The 16,753-nt window shown below is 64.6% G+C and carries 14 protein-coding genes; 8 read left to right on the top strand and 6 right to left on the bottom strand.

Annotated elements, in window-relative coordinates; genetic code table 11:
* Positions 1–35 precede the first annotated feature (35 nt).
* A complete protein-coding gene (gene rpe, locus O1Y97_RS01765) occupies positions 36–710 on the top strand; it encodes a ribulose-phosphate 3-epimerase (protein ID WP_183263073.1) in 675 nt (224 codons plus the stop codon).
* A 369-nt stretch (positions 711–1,079) separates the two neighbouring features.
* On the opposite strand, the gene nagA is transcribed toward rpe, so the two are convergent.
* The 4 genes from nagA to O1Y97_RS01745 are packed head-to-tail and all read right to left on the bottom strand — an operon-like array spanning position 1,080 to position 4,921.
* Positions 1,080–2,237 (bottom strand): N-acetylglucosamine-6-phosphate deacetylase, encoded by a 1,158-nt coding sequence (nagA, locus tag O1Y97_RS01760; RefSeq protein WP_318762871.1) that lies wholly within the window; start codon positions 2,235–2,237, stop codon positions 1,080–1,082.
* Positions 2,234–3,244, bottom strand: a complete 1,011-nt coding sequence (locus tag O1Y97_RS01755; protein WP_318764273.1) for an SIS domain-containing protein — start codon at positions 3,242–3,244, stop codon at positions 2,234–2,236. The genes nagA and O1Y97_RS01755 overlap by 4 nt, the downstream gene beginning before the upstream one ends.
* Positions 3,245–3,258: 14 nt before the next feature.
* Positions 3,259–4,047 (bottom strand): GntR family transcriptional regulator, encoded by a 789-nt coding sequence (locus tag O1Y97_RS01750; RefSeq protein ID WP_183263071.1) that lies wholly within the window; start codon positions 4,045–4,047, stop codon positions 3,259–3,261.
* Positions 4,040–4,921, bottom strand: coding sequence for an N-acetylglucosamine kinase (locus O1Y97_RS01745; protein ID WP_318762870.1), 882 nt, complete (start codon positions 4,919–4,921; stop codon positions 4,040–4,042). The genes O1Y97_RS01750 and O1Y97_RS01745 overlap by 8 nt, the downstream gene beginning before the upstream one ends.
* 197 nt (positions 4,922–5,118) lie before the next feature.
* Between O1Y97_RS01745 and O1Y97_RS01740 the strand changes: the two genes are divergently transcribed.
* The 6 genes from O1Y97_RS01740 to O1Y97_RS01715 all read left to right on the top strand — a co-directional run bounded on the left by O1Y97_RS01740 (position 5,119) and on the right by O1Y97_RS01715 (position 11,407).
* Complete coding sequence (locus O1Y97_RS01740; protein WP_318762869.1) at positions 5,119–6,033, top strand: N-acetylmuramic acid 6-phosphate etherase; 915 nt, start codon at positions 5,119–5,121, stop codon at positions 6,031–6,033.
* A 33-nt stretch (positions 6,034–6,066) separates the two neighbouring features.
* Complete coding sequence (locus tag O1Y97_RS01735) at positions 6,067–7,326, top strand: ABC transporter substrate-binding protein (RefSeq protein ID WP_318762868.1); 1,260 nt, start codon at positions 6,067–6,069, stop codon at positions 7,324–7,326.
* A gap of 217 nt (positions 7,327–7,543) precedes the next feature.
* Complete coding sequence (locus tag O1Y97_RS01730) at positions 7,544–8,485, top strand: carbohydrate ABC transporter permease (protein ID WP_318762867.1); 942 nt, start codon at positions 7,544–7,546, stop codon at positions 8,483–8,485.
* A gap of 7 nt (positions 8,486–8,492) precedes the next feature.
* A complete protein-coding gene (locus O1Y97_RS01725) occupies positions 8,493–9,332 on the top strand; it encodes a carbohydrate ABC transporter permease (RefSeq protein WP_108605779.1) in 840 nt (279 codons plus the stop codon).
* Positions 9,329–10,393, top strand: coding sequence for a Gfo/Idh/MocA family protein (locus tag O1Y97_RS01720; protein ID WP_318762866.1), 1,065 nt, complete (start codon positions 9,329–9,331; stop codon positions 10,391–10,393). Before O1Y97_RS01725 ends, O1Y97_RS01720 begins: the two co-directional genes overlap by 4 nt.
* Positions 10,394–10,408: 15 nt before the next feature.
* Complete coding sequence (locus tag O1Y97_RS01715; RefSeq protein WP_318762865.1) at positions 10,409–11,407, top strand: ABC transporter ATP-binding protein; 999 nt, start codon at positions 10,409–10,411, stop codon at positions 11,405–11,407.
* 190 nt (positions 11,408–11,597) lie between these two features.
* Here the strand turns inward: O1Y97_RS01715 and O1Y97_RS01710 are convergent, their stop codons facing one another.
* Both O1Y97_RS01710 and O1Y97_RS01705 read right to left on the bottom strand, forming a co-directional pair.
* Complete coding sequence (locus O1Y97_RS01710; RefSeq protein WP_318762864.1) at positions 11,598–13,331, bottom strand: hydantoinase B/oxoprolinase family protein; 1,734 nt, start codon at positions 13,329–13,331, stop codon at positions 11,598–11,600.
* Positions 13,332–13,512: 181 nt separating this feature from the next.
* Positions 13,513–15,582 (bottom strand): hydantoinase/oxoprolinase family protein, encoded by a 2,070-nt coding sequence (locus tag O1Y97_RS01705; protein WP_318762863.1) that lies wholly within the window; start codon positions 15,580–15,582, stop codon positions 13,513–13,515.
* 186 nt (positions 15,583–15,768) lie between these two features.
* Here O1Y97_RS01705 and O1Y97_RS01700 point away from each other — a divergent pair, with 186 nt between their 5' ends.
* The gene (locus tag O1Y97_RS01700; protein WP_318762862.1) at positions 15,769–16,596 is read left to right on the top strand and encodes a ferredoxin--NADP reductase; all 828 of its coding nucleotides are present in this window, start codon (positions 15,769–15,771) and stop codon (positions 16,594–16,596) included.
* Positions 16,597–16,753 lie beyond the last annotated feature (157 nt).

The following is a 16,753-nucleotide window of genomic DNA, read 5'->3' as shown; positions in this document are numbered from 1 at the left end:
GGAAACCGGCTCTGCCCCATTCGAAAGGCCTGAACGTGAGCAACAAAACCCTGATTGCGCCCTCGGTGCTGTCGTCGGACTTCTCGAAGCTCGGCGACGAGGTCGAGGCCATCGTCGCCGCCGGCGCCGACTGGATCCACCTCGATGTCATGGACGGCCATTTCGTCCCCAACATCACCTTCGGCCCCCCTGTCATCAAGGCGATCCGCAACCGCACCGACAAGGTGTTCGATTGCCACCTGATGATCGCGCCGGCCGATCCCTATCTCGCGGCCTTCGCTGACGCCGGCTGCGACATCATCACGGTCCATGCCGAGGCCGGGCCGCATCTCGACCGCTCGCTGCAGACGATCCGCAATCTCGGCAAGAAGGCCGGCGTGTCGCTCAACCCGTCGACGCCGGAATCGGTGATCGAATACGTGCTCGACCGGCTCGACCTGGTGCTTTTGATGACCGTCAATCCGGGCTTCGGCGGCCAGGCCTTCATCCCGGCGGTCATCGACAAGGTCAAGCGCGTCAAGGCGATGATCGGCAACCGCCCGATCGACATCGAGATCGACGGCGGCGTCACGCCCGAGACTGCGCCGCTGGTCACCGCGGCGGGCGCCAATGTGCTCGTCGCCGGCAACGCCGTGTTCAAGGGTGGGCCTGCGGCCTATGCCGCGAACATCGAGGCGATCCGGGCCGCGGCTGACAAGGCTGCGATCTAACCTAGAGAATTTGCCCCTCACTCTTACCCTCTCCCCGTGAAGGACGGGGAGAGGGGGGCGTCAACGTTGCCGTTTGTCCCTTCTCCCCGTCATTACGGGGAGAAGGTGCCGGCAGGCGGATGAGGGGCAGCGCCGCCGTACGCGGACTTGGATCCTCGCCCCCAATTCGAACAGTAAATCCCCCCGCCCCTAACCCCTCCCCACAAGGGGGAGGGGAACTAGCTCCTCACGGCTTCGGCCTGGATTGTCGAATTTTGGCGCTGAACGGTCGGTCCCCCTCCCCCTTGTGGGGAGGGGTTAGGGGTGGGGGTATGAGCGCGAAAGCAGGTCGTTAGGCAAGCTGCGAGGGAGCATTGCGCCCCATCCAACCTACGCCTCAAACACCTTCTTGCCGTCGATCCAGGTGCCCGACACATCGAGCGTGTCGGTGAGTTGCACGGCGTTTGCCGCATAGCCCCTGGCCAGCCGCCCGAGGCGCTTTTCCTGCCCGACCGCCTCCGCCGGATAGAGCGAGGCCATGCGGATCGCCTCGCCGAGGTCGTAGCCGATTGTCTCGTGCATGAAGCGGATCGCCGAGATCATGTCGAGGTCGGCGCCGGCAAGCGTGCCGTCTTCCAGTGTCAGCCGTCCGTTCTCGCGCTTGATGGTGCGGCCGTTGAGCTGGAACGATTGGAGATCGGTGCCGATGGTTGCCATCGCGTCGGTGACCAGGAAGATGCGCGCCGGGCCGTTCTTGGCTTTGAGCGCGATCTGCATCGTCGCCGGGTCGACGTGGATACCGTCGGCGATCAGCCCTGCGGAGAACGTGCCGATGTCGACTGCCGCTCCGGCAAGGCCGGGCTCGCGGTTGCCGATCTGGCTCATGGCGTTGAACAGATGCGTCGCCATCGACGCGCCGGCCTCGGCATATTGCTTCGCCGTGCGGTAGCTGGTGTCGGTGTGGCCGAGGCTGACGACGACGCCGGCATCCGCCAGCGCCTTGACCTGCGCTACCGTCACCGATTCTGGTGCCACCGTGGTCAGCAGCACAGGCATCGACGGGCGTGCGGCGATGAGCGCTGCCTGCTCCGCCGCGTCCATCGGGTGGATCAGCTTGGGATCGTGCGCGCCCTTGCGGGAGAGCGACAGATGCGGCCCCTCGAGATGCAGGCCGAGGAAGCCGGGCATCTTGCGCTTCGCTGCTTCCGCACCCGCGGCGATGGTCGAGCGCGTGATCTCGGGTGTGTCGGTGATCAGCGTTGGCAGCACCGCCGTCGTGCCGAACGGCATTTGCGCCTTGCAGATGATGTCGAGCGTGTCGGCGTCGGGCTTGTCGTTGAGCATCAGCCCGCCGCCGCCATTGACCTGGAGGTCGATGAAGCCGGGGACGAGCATGGCGCCGCCATCCGTCACCGTCAGGCCGGCCGGCACAGCGTCGCGCTCGACGATGCCCTCGACCAGCCCTTCAGCGACGATGAGCGCAGCATTTTCATGCCACGCCTCTCCGTCGAAGATGCGCCCCGCAGCTATCGCAAAACGATCGCTCATATCGTTTCGGTCACTTTCCTGAGATTGGGCGGGCTGTCGGGGTCGAGGCCGCGATGGCGGGCGAAGGCCTCTACGAAGCCGTAGAACGAGGCGATCAGCATCAGCGGATCGGTCAGCGGATGGCCGGTGGCGACATGCGGCAGCACCTTGGCCTTTTTGGCCAGCAAAGACGTGATGTGGATCGCTGCACCGCGCGCGGCAAGCCCGTCGGCGGCTTCGGCGATCGACGGCTCCGAGGCGTCGCGGGCGGCAAGCGCCAGCACCGGGAAGCCCGGCCGCACCAGCGCCAGCGGGCCGTGCATCACTTCGGCAGCACTGTAGGATTCCGCGTGCATGGCGCAGGTTTCCTTGAACTTCAGCGCCGCCTCGTTTGCGATGGCAAAGGACGGGCCGCGGCCAAGGATGAACAGCGAATTGCCGTCGGTCAGGTCCCCGGCAATGTCCATCCAGTCGCATTCGACTGCCTTGGCGAAATGCTCGGGCAGGGCCTTCAATGCTGCGAGCAACTTGTCGTCGCTGGACCAGTGGGCGAGCACGGCCAGGCCCGCTACCGCCGAATTGACGAAGGTCTTTGTCGCCGCGACGCTTTTTTCGACGCCTGCCTGGATGTCGATGGCATGGTCGGATGCGGCTGCCAGTGGCGAGCCGGCGGTGTTGGTGAGCGCGATCGTCAGCGCGCCGCCGGCGCGTGCGCCTTCCGCCATGGCGACGATGTCGGGGCTCTTGCCCGACTGCGAAATAGCAAGGCAGGCGGAATCGGCGAGCTTCAGCTCAGCGCCGTAGATCGACGAGATCGACGGGCCAATCGAAGCCACGGGGAGACCGGCGGTCAGCTCGATGGCATATTTGAGGAAGGACGCCGCATGGTCGGACGAGCCGCGCGCAACCGTGGTGACGAAGCGCGGCGCCGCGCGCTTGAGATGCAGGCCGGTTTCGGCCAGTTCCTTGGCCGAACCTTCGAGCAGGCGCGCTGTCGCTTCGGGGATTTCGGCGATTTCGCGCCGCATGTGCGTTGTCGCGTTCAAGCGATGTCTCCTTCTTGCCCATCCGGGCCGGGTAGCCTTAGTTCAGCGACGAAGTCATAGGCGTCGCCACGGTAGATCGACTTGGTGAACTCGATCACCTTGCCGCTGGCAAGGTATGAGATGCGCTCGATCTGCAGGCAGGCCGAACCTTCCGGCACGACCAGCAGCTTGGCCTCGGCGCCGCCGAGATTGACCGCCGAGATGCGCTGCACGGCGCGCACCGGCCGGTGGCCGGTCTTGCCCAATGCCATATAGAGCGACGTTGTGACTTCGCGAGGGTCGGGCAGCACCGAAGCCGAGATTGCCGCGCGTTCGATCGCCAGCGGCGTCTCGTCGGCGATGCGCAGGCGGCTCAGCCTGGAGACGAGCTCGCTCGCTGACAGCCCGAGCACCATCATCTCGTCGGGCGAGGGCGGGTAGACGCCGCGCTCGAGCCATTGCGAGCGCGCTGCCATGCCGCGCCGGGCCATGTCTTCGGTGAACGACGTCAGTCGCGACAGCGACTGCTCGACGCGCTCCATGCGCGGCGCCACGAAAGTGCCGGAGCCATGGCGCTGGACCAGCACGCCGGACTTGACCAGGTCCTGCACCGCCTTGCGCACGGTGACGCGGGAAATGTCGGCCTGGGCTGCGATGTCGCGTTCCGAAGGCAGGGCATCGCCGGGGCCGATCAGTCCGCGCCTGACTGCATCCTCGATGTTCTTCTTGAGCTGCAGGTAGAGCGGCGCGCCGCTCTGGCTGACGTCGCGCAGGGCTGCGAAAATCCGCTCGGCGGCGTCATCCATGGCCGCCTCCCGCCTTGCCGAATGTCCTGGCCGCCATTGCCACGGCGCCGCCGAGCGCGTCCTGCAGCGGCGGATGCATGATCGCGCGGTAGCGCTTCGAAAGCAGTGGCGCATAGAGGCCGGCAAGCCCGCCAAGCAGGCACAGCCGCTCGGTTGGCGCCAGGTCGAAGACGGCGAGCGTTTCCTCGACGTCGGCGACGGCACGCTCGACAAGCTTCTGGCCGAGAGCGTCGCCTTTCGCTGCGTGCTCGAACACCATTGGCGCGAATGCACCGTAGTCGCCGGGCTTGGCAGCCGTGGTGAATTCGACGATGTCGCTGGGGTCGCGGTTGAAACGCTCGAGCATGATGTCGGCGAGCGGCGTGCCGGCATGGACCTTGTCATGGACCAGCAGCGTTTCCTGCAAAAGGTCGCGGCCGATGCGCGCGCCGCTGCCGAGATCGCCGATCTGGAAGCCCCAGCCGCCGACGGGACGGAGATGTCCTTTCTGGCGTGCCAGATAGACGGTGCCGGTTCCAAGTGCCGCGATGGCGCCGTCATGCTCGCCGAGCGCGCCTTCGAGCGAGATCAGCGAGTCGTTTTCGATGCGGCTGTTCCGGAACGGCAGCATGGCTTGGAGCCGCTGCTTGTAGTCGCCGACATTGGCGCCGGCGAGGCCGAGCACGGCACCGGCCGCGCCGATCAGTGCGGGATCGCGGCCGGCATCGGCAAACGCCAGGCGGGCGGCTTCGACGATATTTTCACAGGCGCCTGCGAGGTCGGTGCGGATATTGGCGGGTCCGCCCCGCCCGCGACCCAGAATGTCGCCGGTCGCGCTGGCCAGTGCGGCCCGGCAGCCGGTGCCGCCACCATCTATCCCGAGCACAAGATCCACGGCGTTTTCTCCTCGTGATGGATAATACCAATAAAATACCAATAGCCAAGTGTTAAATTCCTGCTTCCGGACAGACTTCTGCATTATGTTGAATTTTATAGATTTTTCGGCCTGCCTTGCATTGCAGCAAAGGAATTTGTTAACGCCGCTGGACAAGTGGTATTTTTTTGGTATTGTCGATGAAAGGGAGAGACAGAATGGCGCCAACGCGTACCGAAGCGGTGCATAAAGATGCCGGGGGCATTGATGCCCAGGCACCTGAATCCGTTCTTCGCCTGCTTGCCGCAGCGCAGGTCGAGGCTGCCGGTGCCGTTCACGCTGCCATCCCCGCAATTGCCGAAGCTGCCGCCAAGATCGCCGAGCGCCTCGCTGCCGGCGGACGTCTTGTCTATGCCGCGGCCGGCAGTTCCGGCCTGATGGCGCTGGCTGATGCGCTCGAGCTTCCCGGAACCTTCGGCATTCCCCGCGACCGCGTCGTCATCCTGCTTGCGGGCGGCACCGACAGCCTTGTCAATCTCACCGGTGCGCCGGAAGACGATGCCGGGCAGGCCATGAAAGAAGTCGCCGCCGCCGAGCTGAATGCCGGTGATTGCCTGATCGCCATCTCGGCCAGCGGCTCGACGCCTTTTGCTATAGGCGCGCTCAACGAGGCCCGGCGCCGCGGTGCTGCGACGATTGCGGTCGCCAACAATGCCGGTGCGCCGATGTTCGACATCGCCGAAATTTCGGTCCTGCTTGGCACGCCGCCGGAAGTCGTTGCCGGCTCGACCCGCATGGGCGCCGGTACGGCCCAGAAGATCGCGCTCAACATGATGTCGACGCTCGTCGCCGTCCATCTCGGCCATGTCCATGACGGTTACATGGTCAATCTTCATGCCGACAATCTGAAGCTGCACGAGCGCGCCGCGCGCATCGTTTCGGCGATATCCGGCTGCGACATGCCCACCGCGAAAGCCCTGCTCGAAAGGAGCGGCGGCTCGGTCAAGGTGGCGATCCTTTTGGCCTCGGGCGCGGCAAGCCCGGAGGCGGCAAACCAACTTCTGGATGGGGCGGGCCAGAAACTGAGGTCCGCTCTGTCGAAGCTCGAGGGGAGCAGAGGCTCTCATCAGTAGAGGCCCGAGAGAAAGTAAACAGGGAGAATGGAAATGAAACATAGGTTGCTTACTGGACTTCTGATGGCGTCCAGCATCCTCGGCTCCGCCGGGATCGCTCTCGCCCAGGACACCACGCTGACGATCGAAAGCTGGCGCAACGACGACCTTGCCATCTGGCAGGAGAAGCTGATTCCGGCGTTCGAAGCCAAGAACCCCGGCATCAAGGTCGTGTTCGCGCCGACGGCTCCAACCGAGTACAACGCGGCCCTCAATGCCAAGCTCGACGCCGGCTCGGCCGGTGACCTGATCACCTGCCGTCCGTTCGACGCATCGCTCGAGCTCTTCAAGAAGGGCCAGCTCGCCGACCTGACCAGCCTTGCCGGCATGGAGAACTTCTCCGACGTCGCCAAGTCCGCCTGGCAGACCGACGACGGCAAGTCCAGCTTCTGCGTGCCGATGGCGTCCGTCATCCATGGCTTCATCTACAACAAGGAAGCCTTCGAGAAGCTCGGCATCACGCCGCCGGCAACCGAAGAAGAGTTCTTCGCCGCCCTCGACAAGATCAAGGCTGACGGCACCTACATCCCGATGGCCATGGGCACCAAGGATCTCTGGGAAGCCGCGACCATGGGCTACCAGAACATCGGCCCGAACTACTGGAAGGGCGAGGAAGGCCGCCTGGCGCTCATCAAGGGCGAGCAGAAGCTGACCGATGCCGACTGGGTTGCGCCGTTCGCGACGCTCGCCAAGTGGAAGCCTTATCTCGGCGACGGCTTCGAGGCGCAGAGCTACCCCGACAGCCAGAACCTCTTCACGCTCGGCCGCGCAGCGATTTTCCCGGCCGGCTCGTGGGAGATTTCGGTGTTCAACACCCAGGCGCAGTTCAAGATGGGCGCCTTCCCGCCGCCGGTCCAGAAGGCTGGCGACACCTGCTACATCTCCGATCACAACGACATCGGCATCGGCCTCAATGCCAAGAGCAAGAACGCCGACGCTGCCAAGACCTTCCTGACCTGGGTGGCTTCGCCTGATTTCGCGACCATCTATGCCAACGCGCTGCCGGGCTTCTTCAGCCTGAATTCGGCTGCCGTGAAGATGGAAGATCCGCTGGCACAGGAGTTCGTCTCCTGGCGCGAGAAGTGCAAGCCGACGATTCGCTCGACCTATCAGGTCCTGTCGCGCGGCACGCCGAACCTCGAAAACGAGACCTGGGTCAAGTCGGCCAACGTCATCAACGGCACCGAGACCCCGGAAGCCGCTGCCGCCGAGCTGCAGAAGGGCCTCGACAGCTGGTTCAAGCCGGCTAAGTAAGATGCGGCGGGCTTGATGCTCGCTCGGGAGGGCGCCGCTTCGGCGGCGCTCTCCCACCCCCTCGAATATTCGAACGTTGCGGACTCGGAATCAGGGGTTGAACGTCGGCGTACAAAGATGCGCTACTGCTTCCGACAGCCATTGGCGGGAAGCCCGCTGAGGTCCATCCTCGCTATCACCATCAACGGCCCGACACGGCCGGACCAGGGAATTTGAGATGTCGGAGCAAAGCCTAGAGCATAGCCAAGACAAGAGACCGACGCGTTGGCACATTGCCGTTTTCCTCGCGCCGGCCCTCCTGGTCTACACCGCCGTGATGATCCTGCCGCTGTTCGGCACGCTGCAGCTTTCGCTGTTCCGCAGCATAGACAATGTGCAGGTCTTCACCGGCCTCGAAAATTTCCGCACGCTGTTCGGCGATCCGCGCTGGTCGGCGTCGTTCTGGAACGCGCTCGGCAACAACACCTGGTTCTTCATCATCCACATGCTGGTGCAGAACCCGATCGGCATCCTGCTTGCCGCCCTGCTGTCGAGCCCGAAGCTGCGTTTCTCCGCCTTCTACCGCACGGCGATCTTCATCCCGACCATCCTGTCCTTCGTCATCGTCGGATTCGCCTGGAAGCTGATCCTGAGCCCGCTGTGGGGCGTCGCGCCCAACCTGCTTGACATGGTCGGCCTCAAGAGCCTGTTCGTTCCCTGGCTCGGCAAGGAAGAATACGCGCTGACTACGCTCAGCCTGATCTCGGTGTGGCAGTTCGTCGGCATCCCGATGATGCTGATCTATGCCGCCATGCTGTCGATCCCCGACGAGGTCATCGAAGCCGCCGAATGTGACGGCGTCACCGGCTTCTCGCAGTTCTGGAAGATCCAGCTGCCGCTGATCCTGCCTTCGATAGGCATCATCTCGATCCTCACCTTCGTCGGCAACTTCAACGCCTTCGACCTGATCTATTCGGCGCAGGGCGCGCTGGCCGGCCCGAACTATGCCACCGATATCCTCGGCACGTTCCTCTACCGCACCTTCTTCGGCTTCCAGCTGCAGACGGGCGATCCGAACATGGGCGCCACCATCGCCTCGATGATGTTCTTCATCATCCTCACCGGCGTCAGCGTCTACCTTTTCCTCATCCAGACGCGGCTGCGCCGCTACCAGTTCTGAGGGCGTCATGAGCAAGGCTGCCACATCCCTGCCGCGCACCATCGGCGCACACGCGATCCTTTTGACCTACACCGTCATCGCGCTGTTTCCGGTGATCGTCATCGTCGTCAACTCGTTCAAGTCACGCGCCGCGATCTTTCGCTCGCCGCTGACGCCGCCGACGGCCGAGACCTTCGACCTCATCGGCTACACCACTGTGATGGCGCAGGGCGACTTCATCCAGTATTTCCAGAACAGCCTGACGGTCACCGTCGCCTCGCTGTTCCTGGTGCTGCTGTTTGGTGCCATGGCGGCGTTCGCGCTGTCGGAGTACCGCTTCAAGGGCAACACCATGATGGGCCTCTATCTGGCCCTCGGCATCATGATCCCGATCCGCCTCGGCACCGTCGCGATCCTGCAGCTGATGGTGGCGTCAGGGCTGGTCAACACGCTGACAGCACTTGTCCTAGTCTACACCGCCCAAGGCCTGCCGCTCGCCGTTTTCATCCTCTCCGAGTTCATGAAGCAGGTGTCGGACGACCTCAAGAATGCCGGCCGCATCGACGGGCTCTCGGAATACCGCATCTTCTTCCGCCTCGTCCTGCCGCTGGTCCGACCGGCCATGGCGACGGTCGCCGTCTTCACCATGATCCCGATCTGGAACGATTTGTGGTTCCCGCTGATCCTGGCGCCCGGAGAGTCGACCAAGACCGTCACGCTCGGCGCCCAGGTCTTCATCGGCCAGTTCGTCACCAACTGGAACGCCGTGCTGGCGGCGCTGTCGCTCGCCATCCTGCCGGTGCTCGTCCTCTATCTCTTCTTCTCGCGGCAGCTGATCCGCGGCATCACTTCCGGAGCAGTCAAGTGAGCACTGAAAAGCCCCTACGCGTCGTCGTTGCCGGCCTCGGCAATATGGGCCGCAGCCACGCCCTGGCCTATCACAACAACCCCGGCTTCGAGATCGCAGCCCTCGTCAACCGTTCCGATGTGCAGCTGCCCGCGGGCATGGAAGGCTACGGCATCCAACGCTCATTCGAAGGCGCGATCCGCGAGCTGAAGCCGGACGTCGCCTCGATCAACACCTATTCCGACAGCCATGCCGACTATGCGGTCATGGCGCTGGAAGCCGGTTGCCATGTCTTCCTCGAAAAGCCGCTGGCAACCACCGTTGCCGACGCGGAGCGCGTCGTCGCCTGCGCCAAGGCCAATGGCCGCAAGCTGGTGATCGGCTACATCCTGCGCCATCACCCTTCCTGGATGCGGCTGATCGGCGAGGCGCGTGCGCTCGGCGGTCCCTACGTCTTCCGCATGAACCTCAACCAGCAGTCATCCGGCCACAAGTGGGACACCCACAAGCAACTGATGAAGACGACCTCGCCGATCGTCGACTGTGGTGTCCACTATCTCGACGTGATGTGCCAGATCACCGATGCCGACCCGGTCGAGGTGCGCGGCATGGGCCTGCGCATGACCGACGAGATCGATCCGGCGATGTATAATTACGGTCACCTCCAGGTGCTGTTCGCCGACGGCTCGGTCGGCTGGTACGAGGCAGGCTGGGGACCGATGATGTCGGAGACCGCCTTCTTCGTGAAGGACGTGATCTCGCCCAAGGGCAGTGTCTCGATCGTCGTCAACGAAGCCGCCACCAAGTCGGATGACGTCGATGCCCACACCAAGACCAGCATGATCCGCGTCCACCGCGCCGATCTCGGTGCCGATGGCAATTTCGTCCATGCCGACGAGGACCTGTCGATGAAGGACGAGCCTGGCCATCAGGGCCTTTGCGACCGCGAGCAGGCCTTCGTGCTGAAGGCCATCCGCGAGGACATCGACCTCACCCGTCATATGGATGACGCCGTCAAATCGCTGCGCGTGTGCCTGGCTGCGGACGAAAGCGTCCGCACCGGCCGCCCCGTGAAGCTCTAGAGACAGGAAAAGCCCGTGGGTTCGCTCAAGATCGAAAATGTCAAAAAGTCCTTCGGCCCGGTCGAGGTGCTGAAAGGCATCGACCTCGACGTCAAGGACGGCGAGTTCGTCGTGTTCGTCGGCCCGTCCGGCTGCGGAAAGTCGACGCTGCTGCGCATCATCGCCGGCCTCGAGGACGCATCGTCGGGCGACGTGCTGATCGACGGCCAGAGGGTCACCAACGCGCCGCCCGCCAAGCGCGGCATCGCCATGGTGTTCCAGACCTACGCGCTCTATCCGCATCTCAACGTGCGCGACAACATGGCGCTCGGCCTCAAGCAGGCGGGAACGCCGGCCGCCGAGATCGACCAGCGCATCGGGGCATCTTCGGCGATGCTGTCGCTGGAGCCCTACCTCAAGCGCCGCCCGGCCGAACTCTCCGGCGGCCAGCGCCAGCGCGTCGCCATCGGCCGCGCCCTGGTGCGCGAACCGAAGCTGTTCCTGTTCGACGAGCCGCTGTCGAACCTCGACGCGGCGCTTCGCGTCAACACGCGCCTGGAGATCGCCCAACTGCACAACCGGCTCAAGGCGACGATGGTCTACGTCACCCACGACCAGGTCGAGGCGATGACGCTGGCCGACCGCATCGTCGTGCTCAATGCCGGCCGCGTCGAGCAGGTCGGCGCGCCGATGGAACTCTACAACAAGCCGGCGAACCTGTTCGTCGCCGGCTTCATAGGCTCGCCCAAGATGAACTTCATCGACGGCGCGCGGCTGGGTGAAACCGCCAAGACGGTCGGTGTTCGCCCCGAGCATATCGCAGTCAGCGATAAATCTGGCGCCTGGAAGGGCACGGTCATCCACGCCGAACATCTCGGCGCCGACACCAACGTCTTCCTTGAGACGGAAAAGGCCGGCCTCGTCACTATCCGCCTGTTCGGCGAGTACCAGACCGGCCCTGGCGCCACGCTCTACGCGACGCCCGATGCGGCCCGCACCTATCGCTTCGACGCGGATGGCAAGGCGATGAGCTGAGGCCAGCAGCGGGGCGTAGCGCACAGGTCACCCAGCAAAACCTTGGGACCGGTGAGCGTCTAGCCCCCTTTCCGGTTCGCTGCGCGAACCACCTCTCCCCCACTGCATGGGGGCGAGGAACCCAAGTTCTGTTGCGCCACGGCCTTCACGGTTTAGCATTTCCTCGCCCCCACGCAGTGAGGAGAGGGGGCTATCGCTGCCTCAACCGCTCCGTCCCAGCGACATCCACGCCATCATCCCCAATCATCACCCCGAACATCGCAGCTGCCTGCTCGCGCGTGTAGTAGCCGAGCCCGACATCGCGCAGCACCAGTTCGGGATCGCGTGAAAGCGGATCGCCATAACCGCCGCCGCCCGGCGTGCTGACCAGAACCCGGTCGCCGGCCTTGAGCGGAATGTCCTGCTCCTTCGACAGATGCGGCGGCACATGCGGCTGCCCGTCGCGAAAAACTGTCACCGTATTGACGGCACCATCCTTGCCTCCGAGCGCGCCCTGCGGGCCGAAGCGGCCATGGTCCATGACGAAGGAGGCGCGGGCTTCGCCGCGCAACAGCTCTATCTCGTAGGCGAGGCCGAAGCCGCCGCGCTGCTTGCCCGCGCCGCCCGAGCCTTCGCGCAACGCGTATTGCCGGTAGAGCACCGGATAGGCCTGCTCCATGATCTCGACCGGCGGCGATTTCGAGATGCCGATGGTCGAGCAGCCATTCGACAGCCCGTCATGGTCTGAATTGCCGCCATAGCCGCCGCCGGAGATCTGGTACATGACATAGTCGCGGCCGCGCGCCGGGTCGTCGCCGCCGAGCGCGAAGTTGCCGCTCGAACCAGCCGGTGATGCCGTCACCTTGTCGGGTGCTGCCTGCACCATCGCCGCGAACACCGCTTCGGCGATGCGCTGGGACACCTCCGCCGCACAGCCTGAAACCGGTCGCGGATAACGCGCGTCGAGGAATGTGCCTTCCGGCCGCTTGACGATCAGCGGCTCGAAGGCGCCCGCACTGATCGGCACGTCGGGGAAGATGTGGCGCATGGCGAGATAGACCGACGAGAAGGTCGTGGCCAAGACGCTGTTCATCGGCCCAGTGCATGGTTTCGACGAGCCTGAGAAGTCGAAGGTCAGCGTATCGCCAGCCTTTTCGACCGATAGCGCGATCGTCAGCGGCGCGTCGACAACGCCGTCGGAATCGACGAAGGCCTTCGACCTGTACGTGCCGTCGGGCAGGGACGCGATATGCGCCCGCATCTGTTCGGCCGCCCGGCGTCGCAGCTCGGCGATGGCCTCGACAACGGTTTCGTCACCGTAACGATCCAGGATCTGGAACAGCCTGCCCTGCCCGACATGGAGCGCTGCCGCCTGGGCGCGGATATCGCCGATGCGCTGGTCTGCCACCCGGATGTTGGAGCAGATGATGGCGTAGATCTCGGGGTCCATGACCCCTTTCTTGAACAGCTTGACCGGCGGCAGGCGCAGGCCTTCCTGCTCGACCGCAGTCGCCGAGGCGGAAAAGCCGCCCGGCACCGCGCCGCCGATATCAGGCCAGTGGCCGGTGTTGGACAGCCAGCAGAAGATTTTTCCTTGGCGCCACACCGGCATGGCGAAACGCACGTCCATCAGATGCGTGCCGCCGAGATAGGGGTCGTTGACGACGTAGATGTCCCCCGGCTCGGGCGGCAGCACATGCCCGTCGGCAATCATCTCGATGATGGTTTTGGTCGAGTGCTGCATCACGCCGACAAACACCGGCAACCCTTGCGACCCCTGCGCGATCAACGAGCCGTCGACGGCGGAGTAGATGCCGTCGGAGCGGTCGTTGGCCTCGGCGATGACGGGCGAGAAAGCCGCGCGCGAGAATGTCAGGTCCATCTCGTCGCAGGTCTGCTGCAGCGCCGCCTGGATGACCGAAAGCGTGATGGCGTCGAGGGTCATGACGTCACCCTTCTGCCGAGCAACAGCACCCCCTCACCGGTTTGCTGCGCAAACCACCTCTCCCCCTGCCCGGGGGAGAGGAATCGCTGCTTGGACGACGGCGCTTGTCTAGCTTGGGTTCCTCGCCTCCACGGAGTGGGGGAGAGGTGGCGAGCGAAGCGACACGGTGAGGGGGTCTTCATCAACTCCCCACCTGTACAACAATATTCCCATCCCCATCGCTTCGCGCCCTATCTCCAGGCTCCAACACCGTCGTTGCGTCCATCTGCTCGAGGATGGCCGGTCCTTCGATCGCGGCGTCGAGCGGTAGCTTTTCGCGCTCATAAACCGGCGTGTCGCGCCAGTCGCCGTCGAACCACACCGGCCTGACCTCGCGCAGCGCCTCCGCAAGCGTCGCCGCCCGCCCGGCGGGATCGATCAGCCGGCTGAGGTCGATGTCGGGACGCACGCCAGTCACCGAGGTGTTGAGATTGACGAGGTTAGCCCGGATCTCGGGCAGCTCGACCTTGAAGCGGGCGAAATAGGCCCTTTCGAATAGTGCCTGCAGCGTGGCGCGGTCGACTTCTGCCGAGGGCAGCGGCACGTTGATGAGATGCGTCTGGCCGATAAACTGCATGTCGGCGGAATGGCTGACGTGGATGCTGCGGGGCCGGATCGCCTCTTTGGCGATCAGCGTCTCGCCCTCGGCCCGGTGTTGCGCCAGCACGGCCCGCGCCCGCTGCTCGTCGAGCGTCGCCACCGGCTGGTTGATCGTGTTGACGAAGTCGTGGCGCAGGTCGGCGACGACGCAGCCCAGCGCATTGGTGATGCCCGGTCGCGCCGGCACCAGAACGCGGGGAAGGCCGAGTTCGCGGGCCAGCGCCGAGGCATGCAGCGGCCCGGCGCCGCCGAAGGCAAACAGCGTGAAATCGCGCGGATCGTGGCCGCGCGACACCGACACCATGCGGATGGCGCCCGCCATCCTGATATTGCCCAGCCGCAGCACCGCACCGGCGGCCTCGACCCCGTCGAGCCCGGTCGTCTTGCCGATCCTGTCTGCGAAGACATTGCGCACCGCCTCGACCGTGACGGGGGCGTCGACCGCCAGCAGCTTCTTCGGGTCGAGCCGCCCGAGCACCAGGTTGGCGTCGGTGATCGTCGGCTCGGTACCGCCGCGGTCATAGCAGATCGGTCCGGGATTGGCCCCGGCACTCTCCGGCCCGACCTGGATCAGTCCGGAGGCATCGACGCGCGCGATCGAGCCACCGCCGGCGCCCACCGTGTGCACCGCCACCATCGGCACATGGATCGGCATCGCATATTCGATCTCGATCTCGTTCGACACCGCCGGCTCGGCATTGAGGATCAGCGCCACATCGGTCGAGGTGCCGCCCATGTCGTAGGTGACGAGGTTCTCGAAGCCGGCTCGGCGTCCGGTATAGGCGGCGGCGATCACGCCCGAGGCCGGGCCGGACATGACGGTCTTCGCCGCCTCGCGGGTGACGAAGCGCGCCGAGATCATGCCGCCATTGCCGTTCATGATCAGGAAGTCGCGGCCATAGCCACAGCTCGCCAGTTCATCGCGCAGCCGCGCGACATAACGTTCGAGGATCGGCTGCACGGCTGCATTGACCGAGGCCGTCACCCCGCGCTCGAACTCGCGCGCCTCCGACAGCAGCGAGTGTCCGGTCGTGATGTACCCGTTCGGCCAGGCCTCGGCGGCGATCTCGGCGGCACGGCGCTCGTGCGCCGGGTTGGCATAGGCGTGCAGGAAATGGATCACCAGCGCTTCGCAGCCGGCGGCAACCAGTTCGTGCACCGCCGCCCGCATGCCGTCCTCGTCGAGTGGCTCGCGCACGCGCCCCGAGGCCTCGACGCGCTCGCCGACTTCGAGCCGGAGGTTGCGCGGGATGACCGGCACGAAAGTGCCTGTCATGCCATAAGGCTGGGGACGGGTGCGGCGGCCGAGCTCGATCACGTCGCGGAAACCGCGCGTCGTGATCATGCCCGTCCTCGCCAGCCGCCGCTCCAGCACCGCATTGGTGGTGGTCGTCGTGCCGTGGACGATGAGGTCGATACCGGCGATGGGAAAGCCTGTCTCGGCAAGCGCGGCGATCACGCCATGCGCCTGGTTGTCAACCGTCGTCGGCGTCTTGGCGATGCGGACCGCGCCGCCATTCGCGCCGTCGACCAGCAGCAGGTCGGTGAAGGTCCCGCCCACGTCGATGCCTGCCACGACATTTCCCGCGTTTGCGGGAATATTCTCGTCCATGGACTAATCCCGAAAAGCCCGGACTACGATCATGTGCCAGTTTAGAAAGGCGTTTTATGCCACAATCTTGACGCTGATATCATTTGTATACTAATTAATAAGGCGAACAAGGCCCCACACTTTGCCTGTATTTCCGCAGCGCGCCGGTCCAGAAACGCCGCCCGCGCCGGGCGAGAGGTTTGATCGATGAACACTGCAGCAGCGCTGAAGACGGCCGACGCAAAGCCGCTTCAGTTCCCCATCCCTGCCAATGTCTACGCCGAAACGGTTGTTTCGGTGAAGCATTACACGGATCGCCTCTTCGCCTTCCGCATCACCCGGCCTCAGTCGCTGCGCTTCCGCTCGGGCGAATTCGTTATGATCGGCCTGCCCAATGCCGAAAAGCCAGTCTACCGCGCCTATTCGGTGGCAAGCCCGTCCTGGGACGATGAAGTCGAGTTCTTCTCGATCAAGGTGCCGGATGGCCCGCTGACCTCCGAGTTGCAGAAAATCCAGCCCGGCGACACCGTGCTGATGCGCCAGAAGTCGACCGGGACGCTGGTGCTCGACGCGCTGACTCCGGGCAAGCGCCTGTTCATGATCTCGACCGGCACCGGCATAGCACCCTTCGCCAGCCTGTTGCGCGATCCCGATACCTATGAGCGCTACGAGCAGGTCGTTTTGACTCACACCTGCCGCGACGTCGCCGAACTGGCCTATGGCCAGGAACTGGTCGCCAATCTCGAGAACGATCCGCTGATCGGCGAACTGACCCACGGCCGCGTGACGCTCTACAATTCGACGACGCGCGAGGAATCCGAGCGCATGGGCCGCATCACCGCGCTCATCTCGTCGGGCAAGTTCTTCAGCGACCTCGGCATCGACAAGTTCGATCCCGAGACCGACCGCATCATGATCTGCGGCTCGATGCACATGCTGAAGGACGTCAAGGATCTCGCCGAAAGCCTCGGCTTCGTCGAAGGCTCGCTCAACGAGCCGGGTACCTTCGTCGTCGAGCGCGCCTTTGTTGGCTGACGGCTGATTGCGTCGGACCGGCTGCCGATCCGACGCCTTGACCATCCGGTCAAAATACCGCTGCACCCCTTTGGGTTTTTCGTCTATCTTCCGGCCTTAGGGGCTCGTGGAGCGTCGCTCCGCGGGCTATTCTTTGTCGCGCCGCGCCAAGCGGTGC

This window comes from Aminobacter niigataensis (genome assembly GCF_946995915.1).
In the GTDB taxonomy this organism is placed as follows: domain Bacteria; phylum Pseudomonadota; class Alphaproteobacteria; order Rhizobiales; family Rhizobiaceae; genus Aminobacter; species Aminobacter niigataensis.
The sequence above is the reverse complement of the archived record's forward strand: the minus strand, read 5'-3'. Positions and strand labels throughout refer to the sequence as shown.

Coding starts and splice junctions, on each gene's coding strand:
- O1Y97_RS01755 (WP_318764273.1), bottom strand. CDS start 3,244: ATGCGGCGCGAAATCGCCGAAATCCCCGAAGCGACAGCGCGCCTGCTC.
- O1Y97_RS01725 (WP_108605779.1), top strand. CDS start 8,493: ATGAGCAAGGCTGCCACATCCCTGCCGCGCACCATCGGCGCACACGCG.
- O1Y97_RS01740 (WP_318762869.1), top strand. CDS start 5,119: ATGGCGCCAACGCGTACCGAAGCGGTGCATAAAGATGCCGGGGGCATT.
- O1Y97_RS01735 (WP_318762868.1), top strand. CDS start 6,067: ATGAAACATAGGTTGCTTACTGGACTTCTGATGGCGTCCAGCATCCTC.
- O1Y97_RS01730 (WP_318762867.1), top strand. CDS start 7,544: ATGTCGGAGCAAAGCCTAGAGCATAGCCAAGACAAGAGACCGACGCGT.
- O1Y97_RS01750 (WP_183263071.1), bottom strand. CDS start 4,047: ATGGATGACGCCGCCGAGCGGATTTTCGCAGCCCTGCGCGACGTCAGC.
- O1Y97_RS01710 (WP_318762864.1), bottom strand. CDS start 13,331: ATGACCCTCGACGCCATCACGCTTTCGGTCATCCAGGCGGCGCTGCAG.
- nagA (WP_318762871.1), bottom strand. CDS start 2,237: ATGAGCGATCGTTTTGCGATAGCTGCGGGGCGCATCTTCGACGGAGAG.
- O1Y97_RS01705 (WP_318762863.1), bottom strand. CDS start 15,582: ATGGACGAGAATATTCCCGCAAACGCGGGAAATGTCGTGGCAGGCATC.
- O1Y97_RS01700 (WP_318762862.1), top strand. CDS start 15,769: ATGAACACTGCAGCAGCGCTGAAGACGGCCGACGCAAAGCCGCTTCAG.